The sequence below is a fragment of the Modestobacter sp. SYSU DS0290 genome (assembly GCF_054050955.1).
On sequence record NZ_JBJHAI010000002.1, the window covers coordinates 197,469 to 215,360 of the forward strand.

The 17,892-nt window shown below is 75.2% G+C and carries 18 protein-coding genes and 1 tRNA gene; 9 read left to right on the forward strand and 10 right to left on the reverse strand.

Annotated features, from left to right (window positions below):
- Window positions 1–39 precede the first annotated feature (39 nt).
- The gene (gene idi / locus ACI795_RS04245) at window positions 40–639 is read left to right on the forward strand and encodes an isopentenyl-diphosphate Delta-isomerase (RefSeq protein WP_457073971.1); all 600 of its coding nucleotides are present in this window, start codon (window positions 40–42) and stop codon (window positions 637–639) included.
- Here the strand turns inward: idi and ACI795_RS04250 are convergent.
- On the reverse strand, window positions 636–1,622 hold the full coding sequence (locus tag ACI795_RS04250; RefSeq protein WP_457073972.1) for an ATP-binding protein: 987 nt from the start codon (window positions 1,620–1,622) through the stop codon (window positions 636–638). The two genes, idi and ACI795_RS04250, sit on opposite strands and share 4 nt — an antisense overlap.
- Window positions 1,623–1,758: 136 nt before the next feature.
- Here ACI795_RS04250 and ACI795_RS04255 point away from each other — a divergent pair, with 136 nt between their 5' ends.
- From ACI795_RS04255 to ACI795_RS04270, 4 genes are all read left to right on the forward strand, one after another.
- On the forward strand, window positions 1,759–2,808 hold the full coding sequence (locus tag ACI795_RS04255; protein WP_457073973.1) for an FAD-dependent oxidoreductase: 1,050 nt from the start codon (window positions 1,759–1,761) through the stop codon (window positions 2,806–2,808).
- A 161-nt stretch (window positions 2,809–2,969) separates the two neighbouring features.
- Window positions 2,970–4,082, forward strand: coding sequence for an ice-binding family protein (locus tag ACI795_RS04260; RefSeq protein WP_457073974.1), 1,113 nt, complete (start codon window positions 2,970–2,972; stop codon window positions 4,080–4,082).
- An 11-nt stretch (window positions 4,083–4,093) separates the two neighbouring features.
- Window positions 4,094–4,732: a class F sortase gene (locus ACI795_RS04265; protein ID WP_457073975.1), complete on the forward strand. Its 639-nt coding sequence runs from the start codon at window positions 4,094–4,096 to the stop codon at window positions 4,730–4,732.
- 45 nt (window positions 4,733–4,777) lie between these two features.
- A complete protein-coding gene (locus tag ACI795_RS04270; protein WP_457073976.1) occupies window positions 4,778–5,059 on the forward strand; it encodes a hypothetical protein in 282 nt (93 codons plus the stop codon).
- Between the two features lie 15 nt (window positions 5,060–5,074).
- Here the strand turns inward: ACI795_RS04270 and ACI795_RS04275 are convergent, their stop codons facing one another.
- Genes ACI795_RS04275 through ACI795_RS04285 form a run of 3 tightly spaced genes read right to left on the reverse strand, consistent with a single transcriptional unit; the run spans window position 5,075 to window position 9,278 of the window.
- Entirely contained in the window at window positions 5,075–7,459 is a 2,385-nt protein-coding gene (locus ACI795_RS04275) for a SpoIIE family protein phosphatase (RefSeq protein ID WP_457073977.1), read from the reverse strand.
- A complete protein-coding gene (locus tag ACI795_RS04280; RefSeq protein WP_457073978.1) occupies window positions 7,456–8,112 on the reverse strand; it encodes a biliverdin-producing heme oxygenase in 657 nt (218 codons plus the stop codon). The genes ACI795_RS04275 and ACI795_RS04280 overlap by 4 nt, the downstream gene beginning before the upstream one ends.
- 5 nt (window positions 8,113–8,117) lie before the next feature.
- Window positions 8,118–9,278, reverse strand: a complete 1,161-nt coding sequence (locus ACI795_RS04285) for a PucR family transcriptional regulator (RefSeq protein WP_457073979.1) — start codon at window positions 9,276–9,278, stop codon at window positions 8,118–8,120.
- Window positions 9,279–9,417: 139 nt separating this feature from the next.
- On the opposite strand from ACI795_RS04285, the gene ACI795_RS04290 reads away from it, so the two are divergent.
- Both ACI795_RS04290 and pruA read left to right on the forward strand, forming a co-directional pair.
- On the forward strand, window positions 9,418–10,350 hold the full coding sequence (locus ACI795_RS04290; RefSeq protein ID WP_457073980.1) for a proline dehydrogenase family protein: 933 nt from the start codon (window positions 9,418–9,420) through the stop codon (window positions 10,348–10,350).
- A gap of 50 nt (window positions 10,351–10,400) precedes the next feature.
- Window positions 10,401–12,026, forward strand: coding sequence for an L-glutamate gamma-semialdehyde dehydrogenase (gene pruA / locus ACI795_RS04295; protein ID WP_457073981.1), 1,626 nt, complete (start codon window positions 10,401–10,403; stop codon window positions 12,024–12,026).
- A 25-nt stretch (window positions 12,027–12,051) separates the two neighbouring features.
- On the opposite strand, the gene ACI795_RS04300 is transcribed toward pruA, so the two are convergent.
- Window positions 12,052–12,597 (reverse strand): gluconokinase, encoded by a 546-nt coding sequence (locus ACI795_RS04300; protein WP_457073982.1) that lies wholly within the window; start codon window positions 12,595–12,597, stop codon window positions 12,052–12,054.
- 52 nt (window positions 12,598–12,649) lie between these two features.
- Between ACI795_RS04300 and ACI795_RS04305 the strand changes: the two genes are divergently transcribed.
- Window positions 12,650–13,837 (forward strand): MFS transporter, encoded by a 1,188-nt coding sequence (locus ACI795_RS04305; RefSeq protein WP_457073983.1) that lies wholly within the window; start codon window positions 12,650–12,652, stop codon window positions 13,835–13,837.
- Here ACI795_RS04305 and ACI795_RS04310 read toward each other — a convergent pair.
- The 3 genes from ACI795_RS04310 to ACI795_RS04320 all read right to left on the reverse strand — a co-directional run bounded on the left by ACI795_RS04310 (window position 13,826) and on the right by ACI795_RS04320 (window position 14,654).
- Window positions 13,826–14,188 carry a hypothetical protein gene (locus tag ACI795_RS04310; RefSeq protein ID WP_457073984.1) on the reverse strand — a complete coding sequence of 121 codons (363 nt, stop codon included), beginning with the start codon at window positions 14,186–14,188 and terminating at the stop codon, window positions 13,826–13,828. The genes ACI795_RS04305 and ACI795_RS04310 overlap by 12 nt on opposite strands.
- A gap of 23 nt (window positions 14,189–14,211) precedes the next feature.
- Window positions 14,212–14,355, reverse strand: a complete 144-nt coding sequence (locus ACI795_RS04315; protein ID WP_457073985.1) for an ANTAR domain-containing protein — start codon at window positions 14,353–14,355, stop codon at window positions 14,212–14,214.
- 223 nt (window positions 14,356–14,578) lie between these two features.
- Window positions 14,579–14,654, reverse strand: a tRNA-Lys gene (locus ACI795_RS04320).
- 216 nt (window positions 14,655–14,870) lie between these two features.
- Between ACI795_RS04320 and ACI795_RS04325 the strand changes: the two genes are divergently transcribed.
- Window positions 14,871–16,034: a L,D-transpeptidase gene (locus ACI795_RS04325; protein ID WP_457073986.1), complete on the forward strand. Its 1,164-nt coding sequence runs from the start codon at window positions 14,871–14,873 to the stop codon at window positions 16,032–16,034.
- Window positions 16,035–16,086: 52 nt separating this feature from the next.
- Here ACI795_RS04325 and ACI795_RS04330 read toward each other — a convergent pair whose 3' ends face one another.
- Complete coding sequence (locus ACI795_RS04330) at window positions 16,087–16,629, reverse strand: DUF1353 domain-containing protein (RefSeq protein ID WP_457073987.1); 543 nt, start codon at window positions 16,627–16,629, stop codon at window positions 16,087–16,089.
- Between the two features lie 37 nt (window positions 16,630–16,666).
- Complete coding sequence (locus ACI795_RS04335; RefSeq protein ID WP_457073988.1) at window positions 16,667–17,848, reverse strand: AI-2E family transporter; 1,182 nt, start codon at window positions 17,846–17,848, stop codon at window positions 16,667–16,669.
- Window positions 17,849–17,892: the final 44 nt, after the last annotated feature.

Genomic DNA, 17,892 nt, shown 5'->3' on the forward strand with positions numbered 1-17,892 from the left:
CTGCAGGCGCCGGGAGCCTCGGTCGGGGACGATGGAGCGGTGGTGGCACCCGCAGCGCAGGAGCTGATCGTCCTGGTCGACGAGGACGGGACGGCGATCGGCACGATGCCCAAGCCGCTGGTGCACCACGGTGAGACCCCGCTGCACCGCGCCTTCTCCGCCTACCTCTTCGACGACGCCGGGCGGCTGCTGGTCACCCGCCGGGCCGAGGACAAGGCGACCTTCCCCGGGATGTGGACCAACACGGTCTGCGGGCACCCCGGGCCGGGGGAGGACGACCCCGCGGCGATCGCCCGCCGGGCGCGCTACGAGCTCGGCCTCGGCGTCGAGCAGCTGCGGCCGGCCCTGCCGTCCTACCGCTACCGGGCGGTGTTCCGGGGTGTGGTGGAGAACGAGATCTGCCCGGTGTGGATCGGCCGCTTCACCGGCACGCCGTCGCCCGACCCGACCGAGGTCGGTGAGTGGGAGCTGCTGGACTGGGCCGGCTTCCGGGCCCGCCAGGAGAGCCAGCTCGACGACGCGTGGTCGCCGTGGTGCCGGGAGCAGGCCCGGCTGATCGAGGCCGCCGGGCTCCTGAAGGACCTGGCTGCCCCCCACCACTCGCAAGCTCGCGGGGGGCCCCTGCAGCCAGGCCGTTAGGCGTGCACGACCAGCCGGACCGTGCAGCCCTCCCCGTTCTCGTCGGCCGGGGTGGTGGTGAGGCTGTCGACCGACCGGCGGGCCAGCCACAGGCCCATCCCGCCCACGGCCATGTCGCCGTGCGCGGGCCCGTAGCCCACCAGCGGGTCGTCGAAGGCCGTGCCCCGGTCGGTCACCGCGCACAGCAGCCGCTCCGGGGTGCACCAGAGCTTCACGTCGACCGGGGGCACGCCGTGCTCGGCGGCGTTGGCGGTCACCTCGTCGATGGCCAGCACGAAGTCCTGCGCGGCGTCCTCCGACAGCGCGCTGTCGGCCAGCGCCTGGCGCAGCGCCCGGCGCAGGGCCCGCATGTCCTCGAGGTCGACCACGGCCAGCGTGGGCTCGGTCGACTCCAACGGGTCGGGCACCAGCGCCCGCTGGACCTCGCGCAGCAGCTCCTCCGGCGCCCGGTAGTCCGGGTTGCGCACCGCACCCTCGGCGGTCAGCAGCCACGGGTGCGTCGCCCGGGCCACCGACTGGGCGTCCACGCCGTCGGGTTCGCCGACGACTGGGCTCAGCAGGCACACGTGGTCGACCGACCGCTCGGCGAGCACGTGGTTGAGCAGCGCCTCCGTCTGCGCCCAGGTGGTCCAGTCGTCCGGCTCGCCCGGGCCGGTCACCAGGTGGAGCCGCCGGCCGTCGGGCGGCAGCTCGCCGTCGACGAGCGAGCCGATCGCGGCGATCGCGTTCGGCGGGCGGTCACCCAGCGGGTCGGCCGGGCCGACGTGCACGTCCTCGGGGCGGCCGAGGGCGTCCAGCAGGGCACCGGCGACCGGCTCGGTGCAGGCGACCACGACCGGCTCGCCGGCGTCCAGGGCGGTGCGCAGCACCGGCCCCACGACGGCGGCGACGTCCTGTCCGGGGCGCACCACGTAGCCGATGTGCCGGTAGCCCTGGGGCTCCGGGCTCGGCGACGGGTCGACCTGCTGCTGGGCGTGCTCCACGGGCTGGGCCCGCCTCCTTCGTCGGCTGCTTCGACTGAGGGACTGTGCCCGGGGACGGTGATCGGGAATCATCGGTCCGGCGAAGGTCACACTCCCGGGTCGGGCCCGGCATGGCCCGGGAGCCCGCGGTGTTGAGGTGGCCGTGCACAACGACGTCGTGGTGATCGGGGCCGGGCAGGCCGGGCTCTCGGCCGCTTGGGCACTGCGCCGGGCCGGCGCCGACTTCGTCGTGCTGGACGCCGACGCCGGGCCGGGCGGTGCCTGGCAGCACCGCTGGCCCTCGCTGCGGCTGGACCGGGCGCACCGGATCCACCCCCTGCCGGGGATGCCGCTGCCCGACGCCGACCCGGCGACCCCGGCCAGCGAGGTGGTGGCGGACTACTTCGCCGCCTACGAGCGCCACTTCGACCTGCCGGTGCGGCGGCCGGTCGCCGTGCGGGCGGTGCGGCCCACGGACGACGGCTTCCTGCTCGGCACCAGCGCGGGGGAGTGGACGGCGCGTGGGCTGGTCAACGCCACCGGCACCTGGACCCGCCCGTTCTGGCCCGCCTACCCGGGGCGGGAGCTGTTCGCCGGCCGGCAGCTGCACGCCGCCGACTACCGCAGCGCCGAGGAGTTCCGCGGCCAGTCGGTGGTCGTCGTGGGCGGCGGGACGTCGGCGGTGCAGCAGCTGATCGAGATCAGCGAGGTCGCCGACACCACCTGGGTCACCCGCCGGGAACCGGTCTGGCGGCGCGACGGCTTCGACGAGGACGCCGGGCGGGCCGCGGTCGCGCTGGTCGAGGCGCGGGTACGGGCGGGCCTGCCCCCGGGCAGCGTCGTCGGCGTGACCGGGCTGGTGGAGACCGAGGCGGTGCTCGCCGCCCGGGCGCGGGGCGTGCTGGACCGGCTGCCGGTGTTCGACCGGCTCACTCCCGACGGCGTGGCCTGGGACGCACCGGCCCGGTCGGTCCGCGCCGACGTCGTGCTGTGGGCCACCGGCTTCCGGCCGGCGCTGGACCACCTGGCGCCGCTGCACCTGCGCGCCCCCGGCGGCGGCATCGCGATGGCCGGCACCCGGGTGGCCGCTGAGCCCCGGCTGCACCTGGTCGGCTACGGCCCCTCGGCGAGCACGATCGGGGCCAACCGGGCCGGGCGGGCCGCGGCCCGGGAGCTGTTGCGCACCCTGGCGGTCGCTGCGGCCTGACCGCAGGCCGTGGAGCAGGGCGAATCACTTTGAGTGGTTGCATGACTACGAAGGGTGCTACGGTCGGGCACCGAGGACTCCTCGAACTCCGGCAGTCGCGCCGGTGTCGTCTTCAGCGCACCGCCAGCCCGGCGCTCGGCGCCGGAGACAGGAGCGCCGACATGACGTCGGTCCTGACCCGTCCCCCCCACTCGACCCCGGCCCGTCGGCGCCGTCGGTTCGGTGCCGCCGCCACGACCCTGGTGGTGGTCTCCGCGGCCGGCCTCGTGGCGTCCCTGACCGGCACCGCCCAGGCCGCCTCCACCGCCGTCCCGCTGGGCACCGCCGACGGCTTCGCGGTGCTGGCCGGGGCGGGCATCACGAACACCGGCCCGACCACCATCGCCGGTGACATCGGCACCTTCCCCACGACCACGGTCACCGGCGACGCGAGCATCGTGCTGAGCGGCACGAACCACGCCGGGGACGCCGTCACGCAGGGCGCGAAGTCCGACCTCGTCACCGCCTACGACGACGCCGCCGGGCAGGGGCCGCCCACTGCGGTGGCCGCCGACCTCGCCGGGCTCTCGCTGACCCCCGGGGTCTACAACTCCGCCTCGTCCCTCGGGCTGAGCGGGCAGCTGACCCTGGACGCCGCCGGTGACCCCGACGCGGTGTTCGTGTTCCAGGCCGGCTCGACGCTGACCACGGCATCGGGCAGCAGCGTCGTGCTGCTCAACGGCGCGCAGGCCTGCAACGTCTACTGGCAGGTCGGCAGATCCGCCACGCTGGGCACGGCCTCCGACTTCCGCGGCACCCTCCTGGCGATGACCAGCATCACCCTCGCCACCGCTGCGACGGTGGAGGGCCGGGTGCTGGCCCGGGACGGGCAGGTGACGCTGGACAGCAACGTCATCACCCGCCCCGGCTGCTCGCCCCCCGTCACGCCGACGCCCAGCCCGACGCCGACGCCGACGCCGACGCCCAGCCCCACGCCGACGCCCACCCCCACGGCCCCGACATCCGCCCCGGTCACCACCCCGGCCACGCCCACCGGCAGCGGCGACGACGGCGATGGCGATGGCGATGGCGATGGCGATGGTGCTGGTGCTGGTGACGGCGATGGTGCTGGTGACGGCGATGGTGCTGGCGACGGCAACGGTGACCGGGGCACGAGCGGTGCCGGGACCGCTGACCGGCCGACCACCTACGGCCAGGTCGGCCGGGTGCCGGTCGGTTCGGTGGACACCGGCGACGGCAGCACCGGCGGGGAGCAACCGTTCCGCACGCCGTGACCTCCGGACGCGTGACGGTCCTGCCCCGACCGGGCGCTCGGCGGTCGGCCCGGTCGCGGCTGGCCGCACTGGCCACGCTGGTGACCCTCGGGGCGACCGGCTGCGCCGGTGGGGCGTCGACGAGCGTGCCCGTGGCCGAGCCGGCGGTGACCGCGCCGTCGGCCGGCGCCGACGGCTCCGCCCTGCCCGCCGTGCTGCCGGAGTCCGCGCCGGTGCGGGTGCGGATCCCGGCGATCGGCGTGGACTCGGAGCTGATCGACCTGGGGCTGCAGGACGACGGCACCATGGAGGTCCCCGCCGCCGGGTTCCCGGCCGGCTGGTTCACCGGGGCGCCGACCCCGGGCGAGCGGGGCCCCGCCGTGCTGGCCGGCCACGTCGACTGGGGCGGGGCGCCCGGTGTCTTCGCCGACCTGCGGGACGTCGTGCCCGGTGACGAGATCAGCGTCCTCCGCACCGACGGCAGCACCGCTGTCTTCCGCGTGCGCGAGGTCGGGCAGTACGACAAGGACAGCTTCCCCACCGCGGCCGTCTACGGCGACCTCGACCACGCGGGCCTGCGGGTCATCACCTGCGGGGGGACCTTCGACCAGCGGGCCGGCAGCTACCGCGACAACACCGTCGTCTTCGCCGACCTGGTCCCGCCGGCCTAGCGCCCGGACGGTTTGCCCGCCGGCCGTTCCAGGTACGACGGGCGCATGAGCCCCGACCCGTACAGCTCAGACCCGTCCCTGCCCGACACCGCGATGGCCACCGGCAACGACGAGGGGGAGCCGGGCGAGAGCAGCCACCCACCGCTCGGCGCGGGCGAGCAGGAGGTCCTGGCGGCCCTCGGGCAGCCCGACGACCGCCCGGCCGAGCCCGCGGTGGAGGACCGGCCCGAGGTCGCCGCGGCGGCCGCTGACGACGCGCCGCTGCCGGCCGACGGGAGTGGCGGCGGCAACGACGACGGCCTCGACGCCCGGTTCACCGACCGCTGACGAGGGGGCCCGGCGTCAGCCGGGCTGCTCGTTGAGCCGGACGGTGATCAGGGCGACGTCGTCCTCGGCGCCGTGCGGCAGCAGCCGGGTGATCAGCGCGTCGGAGATGTCGGCGACCGGCCGCCCGCCGAGGGTGGCGAGTTCGGCACGGAGCCGCTCGACGCCCTCGTCGAACACCTGGTCACGGCGCTCGACCAGGCCGTCGGTGTAGAGGACGACGGTCGACCCGCGCGCCACTGTGGTGACGTGCTCGCGGCGGGGGGCGCCGGGGGAGACGCCCAGCAGCAGCTCCGGGTGCGGGCCGTCGAGCACCTGCACCACGCCGTCCGGGTCCTGCACGACCGGGGGCAGGTGGCCCGCGTTGGACCAGCGCAGCCGGGTGAGCCCCGCGTCGCGTTCCTGGGGGGTCTGCTCCAGCCGGGCCACCAGCACCGAGGCCATCGTCCTCAGCTGCAGCCCCTCGATGGCGCGGTCGAGCCGGCTGAGCACCTCGGCGGGGGTCTCCGCGCTGTCGAAGGCGATGCCGCGCAGCAGCCCGCGCAGCTGCCCCATGCAGGCCGCGGCCTCGGTGTCGTGGCCGACGACGTCGCCGATCACCAGCATCGTGCTGCCGTCGGGCTGCTGGAACACGTCGTACCAGTCGCCACCGACCTGGGCCTCGCGGGCGGCCGGCTCGTAGCGGACGGCGAGGTCGAGGTGGTCGAGGGACGGCGGCTCGGACAGCAGACTGCGCTGCAGGGTGAGCGCCGTGCGGGCCACCCGCCGGCTGCGCGCGTAGAGCGCCTCCAGCAGGTTCGTGCGCAGGTCGCCGACCTCGGTGCACTCGGCGGGCGTCCACGGCTCCGAGCGGTTGCGGACCACCTCACGCCAGCGGTCGAAGGACTTCCGTGGCGAGAGCCGGATCGCGTCGCCCTCCCGCTCGGCGATGGCCTTGTTGTGCGGGTCGCCGCCCCAGTCGACCGAGTGCACCTGCTCCGACCGGGTCCAGATCACGTACTGGCCCTCCGGCAGCGGGATGGCGAGCAGCCCGCAGGCCAGCTCCGCGGGAACGGCCAGCTGTGGGGCGTCCAGCGGCAGCCGGTCGGTGCTCACCACGTCATCGCCCTGGTCGGCCGCCCACCGCGCCAGCGTGGTGACCACGTCGGCCGGCAGCGGCACCCCCGCGGCGCCCGTGGTGCCCTGCAGGCTCAGCACGACCGAGTCGGCCGGGACGACGTCGAGCAGCCCGGGCCGGCCCAGCAGTGCCTCGGCCAGCGGGCGCTCCTCGTCCAGCGCCGCGGCGGTCAGCCAGGCCATCGTCGAGCGGACCTGCAGGGCACGCCGGTGCTCCTCGTCCTGCGCGCGGTCGACCAGTCGCAGTGACAGCGCCGAACCGAGGAACTCGGCGGCCGCGCGGGTCGCGTAGGGCGGGGAGTGCGGACCGGCGTAGTGGTGGCAGGCGATCAGGCCCCACAGCTTCTCGTCACGCAGCAGCGAGATCGACATCGAGGCGCGCACGCCCATGTTCCGGAGGTACTCGCAGTGGATCGGCGAGACGCTGCGCAGCGTGGAGAAGGTCAGGTCCAGGGGTCGGCCGGTGGCCGGCAGGTCGACCGGCTCCAGCGGCGACGGCGTGTAGTCGACGTCGTCGATCAGCCGGATCCAGTTCTTCTCGTACAGCGCCCGCGCCTGGGCCGGGATGTCCGAGGCCGGGTAGTGCAGGCCGAGGAAGGAGTTCAGCCCCGGCAGCTTCGCCTCGGCGACGACCTCGCCGTTGTAGTCGGCGTCGTAGCGGTAGACCATCACCCGGTCGAAGCCGGTGAGCCCGCGCACCGCCTCGGCCGTGATCTCGTACAGCTCCTGCAGCGACGTGGCCCGGTTGAGGTCGGCGATCGTGCCGCGCACCGCCTGGTAGGTGTTCGGGAAGGAGAACGGCCGCGGGCCGGAGGCCGGTTCCAGCTCCACCACCAGCGTGGTGGCCACCACCGTCCCCGTGGTCTGCCCGCTCAGCGGCGGGCCGTCGGCGCTCCGCAGGACGACGACGTCCTCCGCGGCGTGCGCCGCCCGGTGCAGGATCGCGTCGACCGGGCAGGGGCTGCCGTCGCGGTCGAGGACCAGCTCGACCGGGTTGCGCTCGCGCAGGTCACCGAACGCACTGGCGGACCGGGCCACCGCCTCGGCGGCGGTCACCCCGAGCACCTCGGTCAGCGGGCGGCCCAGTGCGTCGTCCCAGGCCGTGCCGACGACGTCGGCGAGGTTGCGCGAGACCTGCCGCACGACCATGTCGGGCTCGCTCACCGCCAGCAGGACGCCGCGCGGCTGGACGCTCCCGGGGACGTGGATGGGCTCGCGCTCGCAGTTGCTCAGGTCGACCGGTTCCCCCGGCGCCAGCCACGGGCCGGCCTGCACCTGGTCGGTCATGGAGTGACCTCGCTCCCTCGGACGTGCCCCCGCGGCAGCGCTGCGGCCGAGTCTCCCCGGTCGGCGGAGTCCGCGCCGCACCAGACCGCGAGTGCGGCGAAGGTCTCCCGCGCCGAGGCCACCAGGCGACCGGCGTCGCCCCCGGCGGCGACCCGCTCGCGCGTCACCGTGCGGAAGGCGTGCCACATCGCGCCGGTGTCGGCGCCGTACGGCGTGAACGCCCGCAGCACCCCGGGCGCCGCCAGCTGCGGCAGCGTGGCCAGGTGCCGGTCGATGAACACCCCGCCCAGCGAGGAGCCCTCCAGCACGTACAGCCGGCCCAGCGCGACGTCGGTGCCGGCGACGGCGGGCAGATCGGGCTGCGCCGGTGGCTCGGCGGGCGGGGCGCCCAGGGCGGTCAGGTCGGCGGCGAACAGGTGCGAGCGCCGCCGCCGGGACCACTCGACCCGGGCTGCCTCGGCCGGCTCGGCCACCGCCCAGGCGTCCAGGCCGGCCTCGGCGGCACGCCAGAACCCGTGCATCCGGGTGAGGGCGGTGACCAGGCGCGCGCGGGTCAACTGCGGGTCGAGCAGGTCCAGGGCCTCCTCGACGGCGCGGTGCTCGGCCGCGGTCCCGGTGCGCAGCCGGCGCAGCACGTCGAGGTCGTCGGTCACCGCGTTCAGGGTAGGTCACGGGCACGACGGGCCGGCGCCGGCGTCGTTGCCTCCACCAACTGGGCGGCGCGCACGCCGAGGTGCAGCAGCAGCCGGTCCGCGCCGTCGCTGAGGTCCAGCCCGGTGAGCTGCTCGATCCGGCCGAGCCGGTAGTAGAGCGTCTGCCGGTGTACGCACAGCCGGGCGGCTGCGCGCTGCGGGCTGGCGGCGCAGTCCAGCCACGCCGCGGCGGTCGCGGTGAGCACCGGGTCGCCCAGCAGCGGGGCCAGCGCCGGGTCCGGGCCGGGCAGCGCGGCCACCTGCCGCCAGGCGCCGAGCTCGGCCCAGGACGCGGCGGGGGAGAAGCGTGGGTCGACCGTCGCGACCCGCGCCGCGATCCGGGCCTCCCGCCACTGTCCGGCCAGCTCGGCGCACCCGGTCCGCGGCGCGGCCACCCCCGCGGTGCTCCCCGGGGGCAGGCCGGCCAGCGCGGCTGCGCTCAGCGCGCCCGCCGCCCGCGGGTCGCCGTCCCCGGGGAGGGCGAGCAGGACGGCGACCAGCGCGCCGCCGTCGAGCACCGTGCTCACCGCCCCGGCGCCGGGCGCCGTCCAGCCACCGGGCAGCCCGGCCGCGCCCGGGCGCAGCGCCACCAGCGTGACCGCCGTGCCCGGGCCCACGGCCTCGGCCAGGCGGCGTACCGCCCGGTGGGGAGCGGCGGTGGTGAGCGCCGCCTGCAGCGCGGTGGACAGCTCCGCCGTCCCCGGGCCGGCGCCCGCGAGCAGCCGCCCGGCCTCCGCGGCCAGTTCCAGCGCCTCGACGAGCCCCGGCGCGCGGGGATCGGTGACGTCGGTGCGGCCGCCGTCCAGCAGCCACAGCCACCCGTGCAGCCGGTCGCCGGAGCGCACCGGCAGGCACAGCCGGGTGAGGATGCCGGCGGCCGGGTCGGCCGGGATCCGCAGCGGGCCGGTCGCGGTGGTGATGCCGTGCTCCTCGAACCGGGCGCGGACCTGCGGGGTGGAGCCGCGGCCGAGGATCGAACGGGTGCGGACGGCGTCCATCACGCCGTCGCTGCCGTCGTCCCCGTGCGCGCAGAAGGCGAGCAGCGTGAAGTCGCGGTCCTCCAGGGTCGCCGGGGCGGCCAGCACCCGGGAGACCTCGTCCACCAGGTCCTGCAGGTCGTCGCGCACCGGACTCCTCCCGCCGTTCAGACGATCGTATGAAGCGGGCCGCCGGATTCCCTACGTCTGTCGCTGGTGCGGGTGGGGCGCGGTCCCTAGCGTCGTGGGTCACACCACGGTGTCCGGCTCACACGTCCCGGAGGCGCTCGTGCTCACCTCGAAGGCACTGCTGGCCGCGGCACGGCGCCCCGGTCTGCGCCGGGTGGTCACCGGCACGCCGGTCACCCGGCGCGTCGTCGACCGGTTCGTGGCCGGGGAGAGCCTGTCCGAGGTGCTCGACGTCGTCCGGACCCTCACCGGCCAGGGCCTGGCGGTGACCCTGGACCACCTCGGCGAGGACGTCACCGACCGCCGCGAGGCGCAGCGGACCCGGGACGCCTACCTCGCCGCCCTGGAGGGGCTGGCGCCCCTCCGCCTCGGCCGGCGGGCGGAGGTGTCGGTGAAGCTGTCGGCCTTCGGCCAGGCGCTGCCGGCCGGTGGCGACGACGTCGCATGCGAGCTGGTGCGCCCGGTGGTCGAGGCGGCCTCGGCGCTGGGCACCACGGTCACCCTCGACATGGAGGAGGCCCGCACCGTCGACTCCACGCTCGGCGTGCTGGCCGAGCTGCGCCGCGACCACCCGGACACCGGTGCGGTGCTGCAGGCGATGCTGCACCGCACCGAGGACGACGCCCGCGCGCTGGCCACCCCCGGCTCCCGGGTACGGCTGGTCAAGGGCGCGTACCGCGAACCGGCAGCCGTGGCGCACCAGGAGAAGGCCGCCGTCGACGCGGCCTACACCCGCTGCCTGGAGACCCTGGTCCGGGGCGACGGGTACCCGATGGCCGGCACCCACGACCCGGCGCTGATCGCCCGGTTCCTGGAGCTGGTCGCCGAGACCGGGCGGAGCCGCGACGGCTACGAGTTCCAGCTGCTCTACGGCATCCGCCCCGACGAGCAGACCCGGCTGGCCGCCGCCGGCCACACCGTCCGGGCCTACGTCCCCTACGGCGCCGACTGGTACGGCTACTTCATGCGCCGCCTGGCCGAGCGCCCGGCCAACCTGCAGTTCTTCCTCCGCTCCCTCGCCACCCGTTCCTGACCGATCCCCGGGCAGAGATGGCCATCTCTGCCCCTCTTGAGGAGCACCGCATGGACGCCGTCACCCAGGTCCCCGCGCCGCGCAACGAGCCGGTCGGCGACCACGCCCCCGGCTCGCCGGAGCGGGCCGCCCTCCAGCAGCGGCTCACCGAGCTCGCCGCCGCACCGGTCGAGCTCACCGCCACCATCGGCGGTGTCCAGCGGATGGCCGGCGGCGACCGCTTCGACGTCGTCGCCCCGCACCGGCACGCCCAGGTGCTCGGGACGTCGGCCACCGCCACCACCGCGGACGCCCAGGAGGCGGTGCGCTGCGCCAAGGACGCCGCCCCCGGCTGGTCGGAGCTGTCGTTCGACGACCGGGCCGCGGTGTTCTTCAAGGCCGCCGACCTGCTGGCCGGGCCGTGGCGGCAGACGCTCAACGCCGCCACGATGCTGGGGCAGAGCAAGACCGCCTACCAGGCCGAGATCGACTCCGCCTGCGAGCTGATCGACTTCTGGCGCTACAACGTGCACTTCGCCCGGGAGATCCTCGCCGAGCAGCCGGTGTCGGCGCCCGGGGTGTGGAACCGCGTCGACCACCGCCCGCTGGAGGGCTTCGTCTACGCGATCACGCCGTTCAACTTCACCGCGATCGCCGGCAACCTGCCCACCGCACCGGCGCTCATGGGCAACACGGTGGTCTGGAAGCCGGCCCCGACCCAGCAGCTGGCCGCCTGGTACACGATGCGGCTGCTCGAGGCCGCCGGCCTGCCGCCGGGCGTGATCAACATGCTGCCCGGCGACGGCGTCGCCGTCTCCGACGTCGTGCTCGCCGACCGCGACCTGGCCGGCATCCACTTCACCGGCTCCACCCCGGTGTTCCAGCACCTGTGGCGGACGGTCGGGGAGAACATCGCCGCCTACCGCGGCTACCCGCGGCTGGTGGGGGAGACCGGCGGCAAGGACTTCATCGTCGCGCACCCCTCCGCCGACCCCGACGTGCTGCGCACCGCGATGATCCGCGGTTCCTTCGAGTACCAGGGGCAGAAGTGCTCGGCGGCGTCGCGGGCCTACGTGCCGCGCAGCCTCTGGACCCGGATCCGCGACGACCTGATCGGCACCGTCGAGGAGATCCCGATGGGCGACGTCACCGACTTCTCGAACTTCATGGGCGCGGTCATCGACCGGAAGTCGTTCACCAAGCTGTCGAAGGTGCTCGAGTCGGCCGAGGACGACGACGCGCTCTCCGTCGTCGCCGGCGGGACGGCGGACGACAGCGAGGGCTTCTTCGTGCGGCCGACGGTCATCGAGGGCACCGACCCCGGGCACGAGGTCTTCACCACCGAGTACTTCGGCCCGGTGCTGGCGGTGCACGTCTTCGACGACGCCGACTACGACACCGTGCTCACCCAGATGGAGTCGGTGGCGCCCTACGCCCTGACCGGTGCGGTCATCGCCCAGGACCGGACGGCGATCGCCCACGCGCAGCGCGTCCTGCGGCACGCGGCCGGCAACTTCTACGTCAACGACAAGCCCACCGGCGCCGTCGTCGGCCAGCAGCCCTTCGGCGGCGGCCGCGGTTCGGGCACCAACGACAAGGCGGGTGCGAAGCAGAACCTGCTGCGCTGGACGTCGACCCGGGCGCTCAAGGAGACGTTCGTCCCGGCGACCGACCACCGCTACCCGCACATGGGTTGACCGTCGGCCGGTGGGCCGACCAGCGTCAGGGCAGCTGGATCTTCCGCTCGTCGCACAGCTCGGCGAGGAAGCCGCCCACCGTCTCCTCCACCGAGCCCTCGCCGGGGACGACGGCGCCCGGCTCGTCGTCGGCGAGCGGCTGCAGGGTGTCCAGCTGGCTGCGCAGCAGGCTCGGCGGCATGTAGTGCCCCTGGCGCTTGGCCAGCCGCTCGGTCAGCACCTCCTCGGAGGTGTCCGCGTGCGCGAACCAGACCGACGGGTTGCCCTCGCAGAGCACGTCGCGGTAGCTGCGCTTGAGCGCCGAGCAGGTGAGGATGAACGACGTCCCGGCGGCCTCGTGCTCGCTGATCAGCCCGGCGATGCGGCGCAGCCAGGGCCAGCGGTCCTCGTCGTCGAGCGGGGTGCCGCTGCGCATCTTCTCGACGTTCTCCGGCGGGTGCAGGTCGTCACCCTCGATGAACTCCCACTGCAGCCGGCGGGCGAGCTCGGTCGCGATGGTCGACTTGCCGGAGCCGGAGACCCCCATGACGACGATGCTGGTGGTCGCGGGGATGCTGGGCGTGGAGTCCATGCACCGACCGTAGGGAACCACCCGCGGTGTGACCAGCGGGGGGAGACCGGCGATGGCGACGGCCCGGGACCGGACGTCGTTGTGGCAGATCCCGGCCGTCCGGTCGCTGTTCGCCGCGAACCTGCTGGCCTTCCTCAGCTACTCGCTGCTGCTCTCGGCGCTGCCGGCGCACGCCGCGGCGCTGGGTCACGGGCTCACCGCCGCCGGCTCGGTCACCACGGTGTTCCTGGGCGTGACCGTGCTGGGCCAGCTGGCGGTGCCGGCGCTGGTGAACCGGCTCGGGGTCGCCCCGGTGCTCACCGGCGGGCTGCTCGCCCTCGGGCTGCCCTCGCCGCTCTACCTGCTGTCCGACGACCTGGGCTGGTTCGCCGCCGTCTCCGCCGTCCGGGGCGTGGGGTTCGCGGTGGTCACCGTGCTCGGCTCGACGATCGCCGCGCAGGTCGTGCCGCCCGACCGCCGCGGGGAGTCGATCGGGCTCTACGGGCTGGCGATCGCCGTCCCGATGCTCGGCGCGGTGCCCGGCGGCACCGCGCTCACCCTGGCCGGCCACTTCGGGTGGGTGGCCGCGCTGGCCGCCGCCCCCGCGCTCGCCTGCGTCTTCGTGCCCGCCCTCGGGCGGGCGATGGCGGTGGTCGAGCAGCCGAGCACCCGGCCGGGATCCGCCCGCCGGGCGGTGCGGGCCGCCGTGGCGCCGTCGCTGGTGCTGCTGGTGGTCACCTTCGCCGCGGCCGGGTTCTTCACCTTCCTGCCGATCGAGCGGCCCGACGGGGCCCTCGCCCCGGTGGCGCTGCTCTGCTACGGCCTGACCAGCGGGCTCGCCCGGTGGCGGGTGGGGGTGCTGGTCGACCGGCTGGGCGCCCGGGCGTTGTTGCCCGGCACGCTCGCGGCCGGCGTGGCCGGGCTGCTGCTCATCGCCTGGGGGCTGGTGGCCGGCGGTGCGGGTGGCGCGGGCCTGGTGCTGGGCGGCTCGCTGCTGCTCGGCGTCACCTACGGCGCGGTGCAGAACCTGACGCTGGTGGTCGCGCTGGCGCGCGCCGGCAGCGGGCCGGCCGCCACGGTGAGCGCGGTGTGGAACGCCTGCTACGACAGCGGGACGGCGACCGGGGCGCTGCTGGTCGGGGCGGTCGCCGCCGGGGTGGGGCTGCCCTGGACCTACGTGCTCATCGCCGCAATGCTGACCGCGGCGCTGCCGCTGGCCACCGCGCTGGGCCGTACGTCGGTGGGCGGCTCAGCCCGCTGAGCCCAGCTGCTGCCGGGCCGCCTCGGCCAGCTGCTCGACCGTGCGGACCTCCTCGGCGGCGCTGCGCAGCCAGCCCCGCAGCCCCTCGACGTCGCCGCGGTTGCGGTCGCGCAGCTGGCCGAGGAGCACCTGCCGGGTGCTCGCCTGGGCGCGCATGGCGGTCGGGAGGGTGCGCCCGACCTGGCGGGCCAGGACGGTGAAGGCGGCGCCGACGTACACGAGCTCGCGGGTGTCGGTCAGGCCGGCGAGCAGCCGCTCGGCGTCGTCGGAGCGGCCGGCCTCGACCAGCTGCAGGTACTCGCGGGCGCGGGCGGCGCCCAGGTCGGCGGGGGAGTTCGAGGGTGCGGTCACGCCCTCCACTGTGCCCCGCCCGCTCACTCGGGGCGCAGCTCCCCGGTCCGGATGAACCGTTCGGCGATGTCGCGGACCTCGGTGTCGGTCTCCATCGACACCTGGGCCAGTGCCGTGAACGCCTGGTCGGCGGTGGGCTCCAGCCGCTCCATCAGGATGCTGGGCACCTGCTGACCCGGTGATCTCCCGCCGGCGGGTTCGTCGAGCCGTGGCTCCCGGGGCCAGGCTCCATCGGTCGAGCCGGCTGGCTGGGGGAGTCGCCCCGCTGCCGCGGACCGCCGCCCTCCCGGCCGAGGCCGTCCGGATCCGGATCGCGGCGTCGCTGCCGCCCGGCACCCCGAGAACGACGAAGCGACCCCGTCCCGGAGGACGGAGCCGCTTCGTGGTGGATGGTGCGCCATCAGGGACTCGAACCCCGAACCCGCTGATTAAGAGTCAGCTGCTCTGCCAATTGAGCTAATGGCGCGTGTCGCGCGGCGTGGCCGGGCAACGATGGAGAACTCTACACGCGGTCCGCCGTCGACCAGCAGTCGGGGCGGCATGCCGCTGCTCACACCTGACTGTCAGCCCCGGGGTGGACACTGGATCGAGGTGCGCGGCGCCCCGGGAGGGTCCCGGGTGGGCGTGCGCCGGGAGAGGGCAGGTCTTCGTGGGTCAGCGCCAGGCGAGACGGATCGCCGCAGTGCTCGTCGCAGCGGTGCTCGTGCTGCTGGTCGGCTGTCAGGGGGCGTCCGATGGGTCGGGGGAGGCGGCGGCGCCGTCGTCGGCCGCGCCGGCCGAGGTCTCCCTGAGCGTCGCCGACGGCGCCACCGACCTGCCGCCCACCACGCCGGTGCAGCTGACCGTCGCCGCCGGTGAGCTCTCCGACGTCACGGTGGTCACCGCCGACGGCACGCCCGTGGCCGGCGCGGTGGAGCCCGCCGCGGACGACCCGGCCGCCCAGCTGTGGACGCCGGAGGAGCCGCTGGCCTACGGCACGAGCTACACGGTGACCGCCACGGCCATCAACGCCGACGACGCGGAGACCACGGCCACCAGCACCTTCACCACGGTCAGCCCCGCGACGCTGTCCACCCCGGGCATCGGCCCGCTCGACGGCACCACCGTCGGCGTCGGCATGCCGATCCGGGTGTTCTTCGAGGACCCGGTGGCCGACAAGGCAGCGGTGGAGAGCCACCTGCTCGTCGAGAGCTCGACCCCGACCGACGGCGTGTGGAACTGGGTGCGCGACGACGAGGTGCACTTCCGCCCGTCGACGTACTGGCCGGCGAACACCGACGTCACGCTGCACGCCGACCTGTACGGCGTCGACTTCGGCGAGGGCGTCTGGGGCGAGAAGGACCGCACGATCTCCTTCTCCATCGGCGCCAGGCACGTCTCCGTCGCCGACGCCGGCGCGCACACGCTGACCGTGTACGACGGCGACCAGCAGGTGCAGAGCTGGCCGATGAGCGCCGGCAGCAGCGAGAACCCGACCCGCAACGGCGCGCACGTGGTGCTGGAGAAGTTCGCCGACATCACCATGGACTCCTCGACCTTCGGTCTCGCCGTCGACGCCCCCGGTGGCTACCGCACCGACGTGGAGTACGCGACGCGCATCTCCAACAACGGCGAGTTCGTGCACGCCGCGCCGTGGTCGGTGGCCGACCAGGGCTCGGCGAACGTCTCGCACGGCTGCATCAACCTCTCCACCGACCGGGCGAAGTGGTTCTACGACTTCTCCCAGCCCGGCGACGTCGTCGAGGTCGTGAACTCCATCGGCCCGATGCTCTCCGCGGCCGACGGCGACATCTACGACTGGGCCATCCCGTGGGAGGAGTGGCAGGCGGGCTCCGCGCTCTCCTGACCAGTTCCGTCCGACGAGCGGCCGGGCCCCGCGGGGCCCGGCCGCTCGTCGTCTACAGGCGCATCCCGCGGTCCTCCCCGCGGCCGACGCCGGGCACGAGTGCGCACACCGCGACCTCGACGACGGTGTAGACCGCCAGCGCCAGGGAGACCACCACCGCCGGTGGCACCACCAGCGGTGCCGCCAGCACCGAGAGGGCGAGCACCCGGGGCGAGTCGCGCCACCAGCCCGCGCGGCGCGCCGGGTTCACCACCGCGCCCCAGCGGACGCCGGTCCACATCAGCCAGCGGCGCACCGGCGGCACCCCCACCTCGCGCAGCACCCGGCGGAACAGCCCGTCGGCGTCCCGGGGGCCGAGCACACGGCTGTCGAGGCCCTCGGTCACCAGCCAGTCGTGCAGCACGGCCGCCAGGGTGAACCGGCCGAAGCGCGGGAAGAGCCACACCACCGCGCGGGGCACCGACGCGAAGTCGGTGCGGAAGCCGGCCGGGACGACGAACACGTCCCGGCGCCCGCGGTAGACCAGCGGCTCGACCACCTCCCAGCACTGGTCGTCGGCGCGGCGGACGGTCAGCGGGGGTGGGTCGAACGGCACCCGGGGAGCTTCTCCCATCGCGCGGTGCCCGGCCGGGTCAGGTGTCGGGTGTCCCCGCGTGCGCGCCCACCGGGCTGCCGTCGTCCGGCGGGTCGACCGTGTCGTGGTCCTCGTCCGGCCGCTCGTCCGCCGGACGACGCACCTCCCGCCGCCAGCCCTGCACCGTGGCCGCGAGCACTCCGGCCACCGGCACCGCGAGGAACAGCCCCAGCAGGCCGAACGCCGAGGCGGCTGCCGTCGTCAGGAGCAGGACGACAAGCGGGTGGAAGGCGATCGCGCGGGAGAGCAGCAGGGGCGCCAGCACGTTGCCCTCGATCTGCTGCACGACGACCACGATCAGCAGTGCCCACAGCGCCGGGGTCACCCCTCCGGTGACCCCGGCCACGGCCACCGCCACCGCGCCCGCGATGGTGGCCCCCACGAGGGGGACGTAGCCGAGCAGGAAGGTCAGCGCGCCGATCGGCAGGGCCAGCGGGACGTCGAGCACCCACAGCCCGAAGCCGATGAGCACGCCGTCGATGAGCCCGGTGGCGGTGGCCGCGTAGAACCACGCACCGGCCGTGCGCATGCCGGCCCGGAAGGCGGCGTCGGTGGGCGCCCGGCGTCCCGGTGGGAGCACCCGGACGAACTGCCGCCACAACCGGTCACCGCTGGTGAGGGCGAAGAGGGTGAAGAACAGTGCGATGACCAGGACGGTGGCCACGTTGCCCGCCGCGTTCAGCCCCTGGGCCGCAGCTCCACCGAGGCCGCTCATGGCCGTCCCCACGGACGACTCCAGCTGGTCGAGGACCTGGTCGAGCCCCGCGTTGTCGAGGTCGTCCGTGCGGTCCTGGGCCCATGCGGAGATCGAGTCGACGGCGTCGGTCCCGGCTGCGACGAGGCCGGGCCAGGCGCCGATCAGCTGCAGGACGAGGAGGAACAGGACGCTCACGAAGAAGGCCAGGTAGGCCAGCACGCAGACGACGGCGGCCAGCACGGCCGGCACACCGTGTCGCCGCAGCCGTTGGGCGATCGGCCACAGCATCGCCACCTGGGCGAGACCCAGCATCGCCGCGGCCGCGACGAACTGGACCTGCAGCACCAGCCAGATGGCGCCCACGGCGGCCAGCCCGATGACCAGGAGGCGCCCGGCGATCGTCGCCTCGCGTTGCAGCGCGGTGACCCGGTCGGCCGGTGGTGCCGCAGGGGTCCGGACAGGGACGGGGGTCCGCTCCGTCATGCCCTGCCTCCCCTCGGCCGGATGGGCCCGTGTCCTGCGCGGGG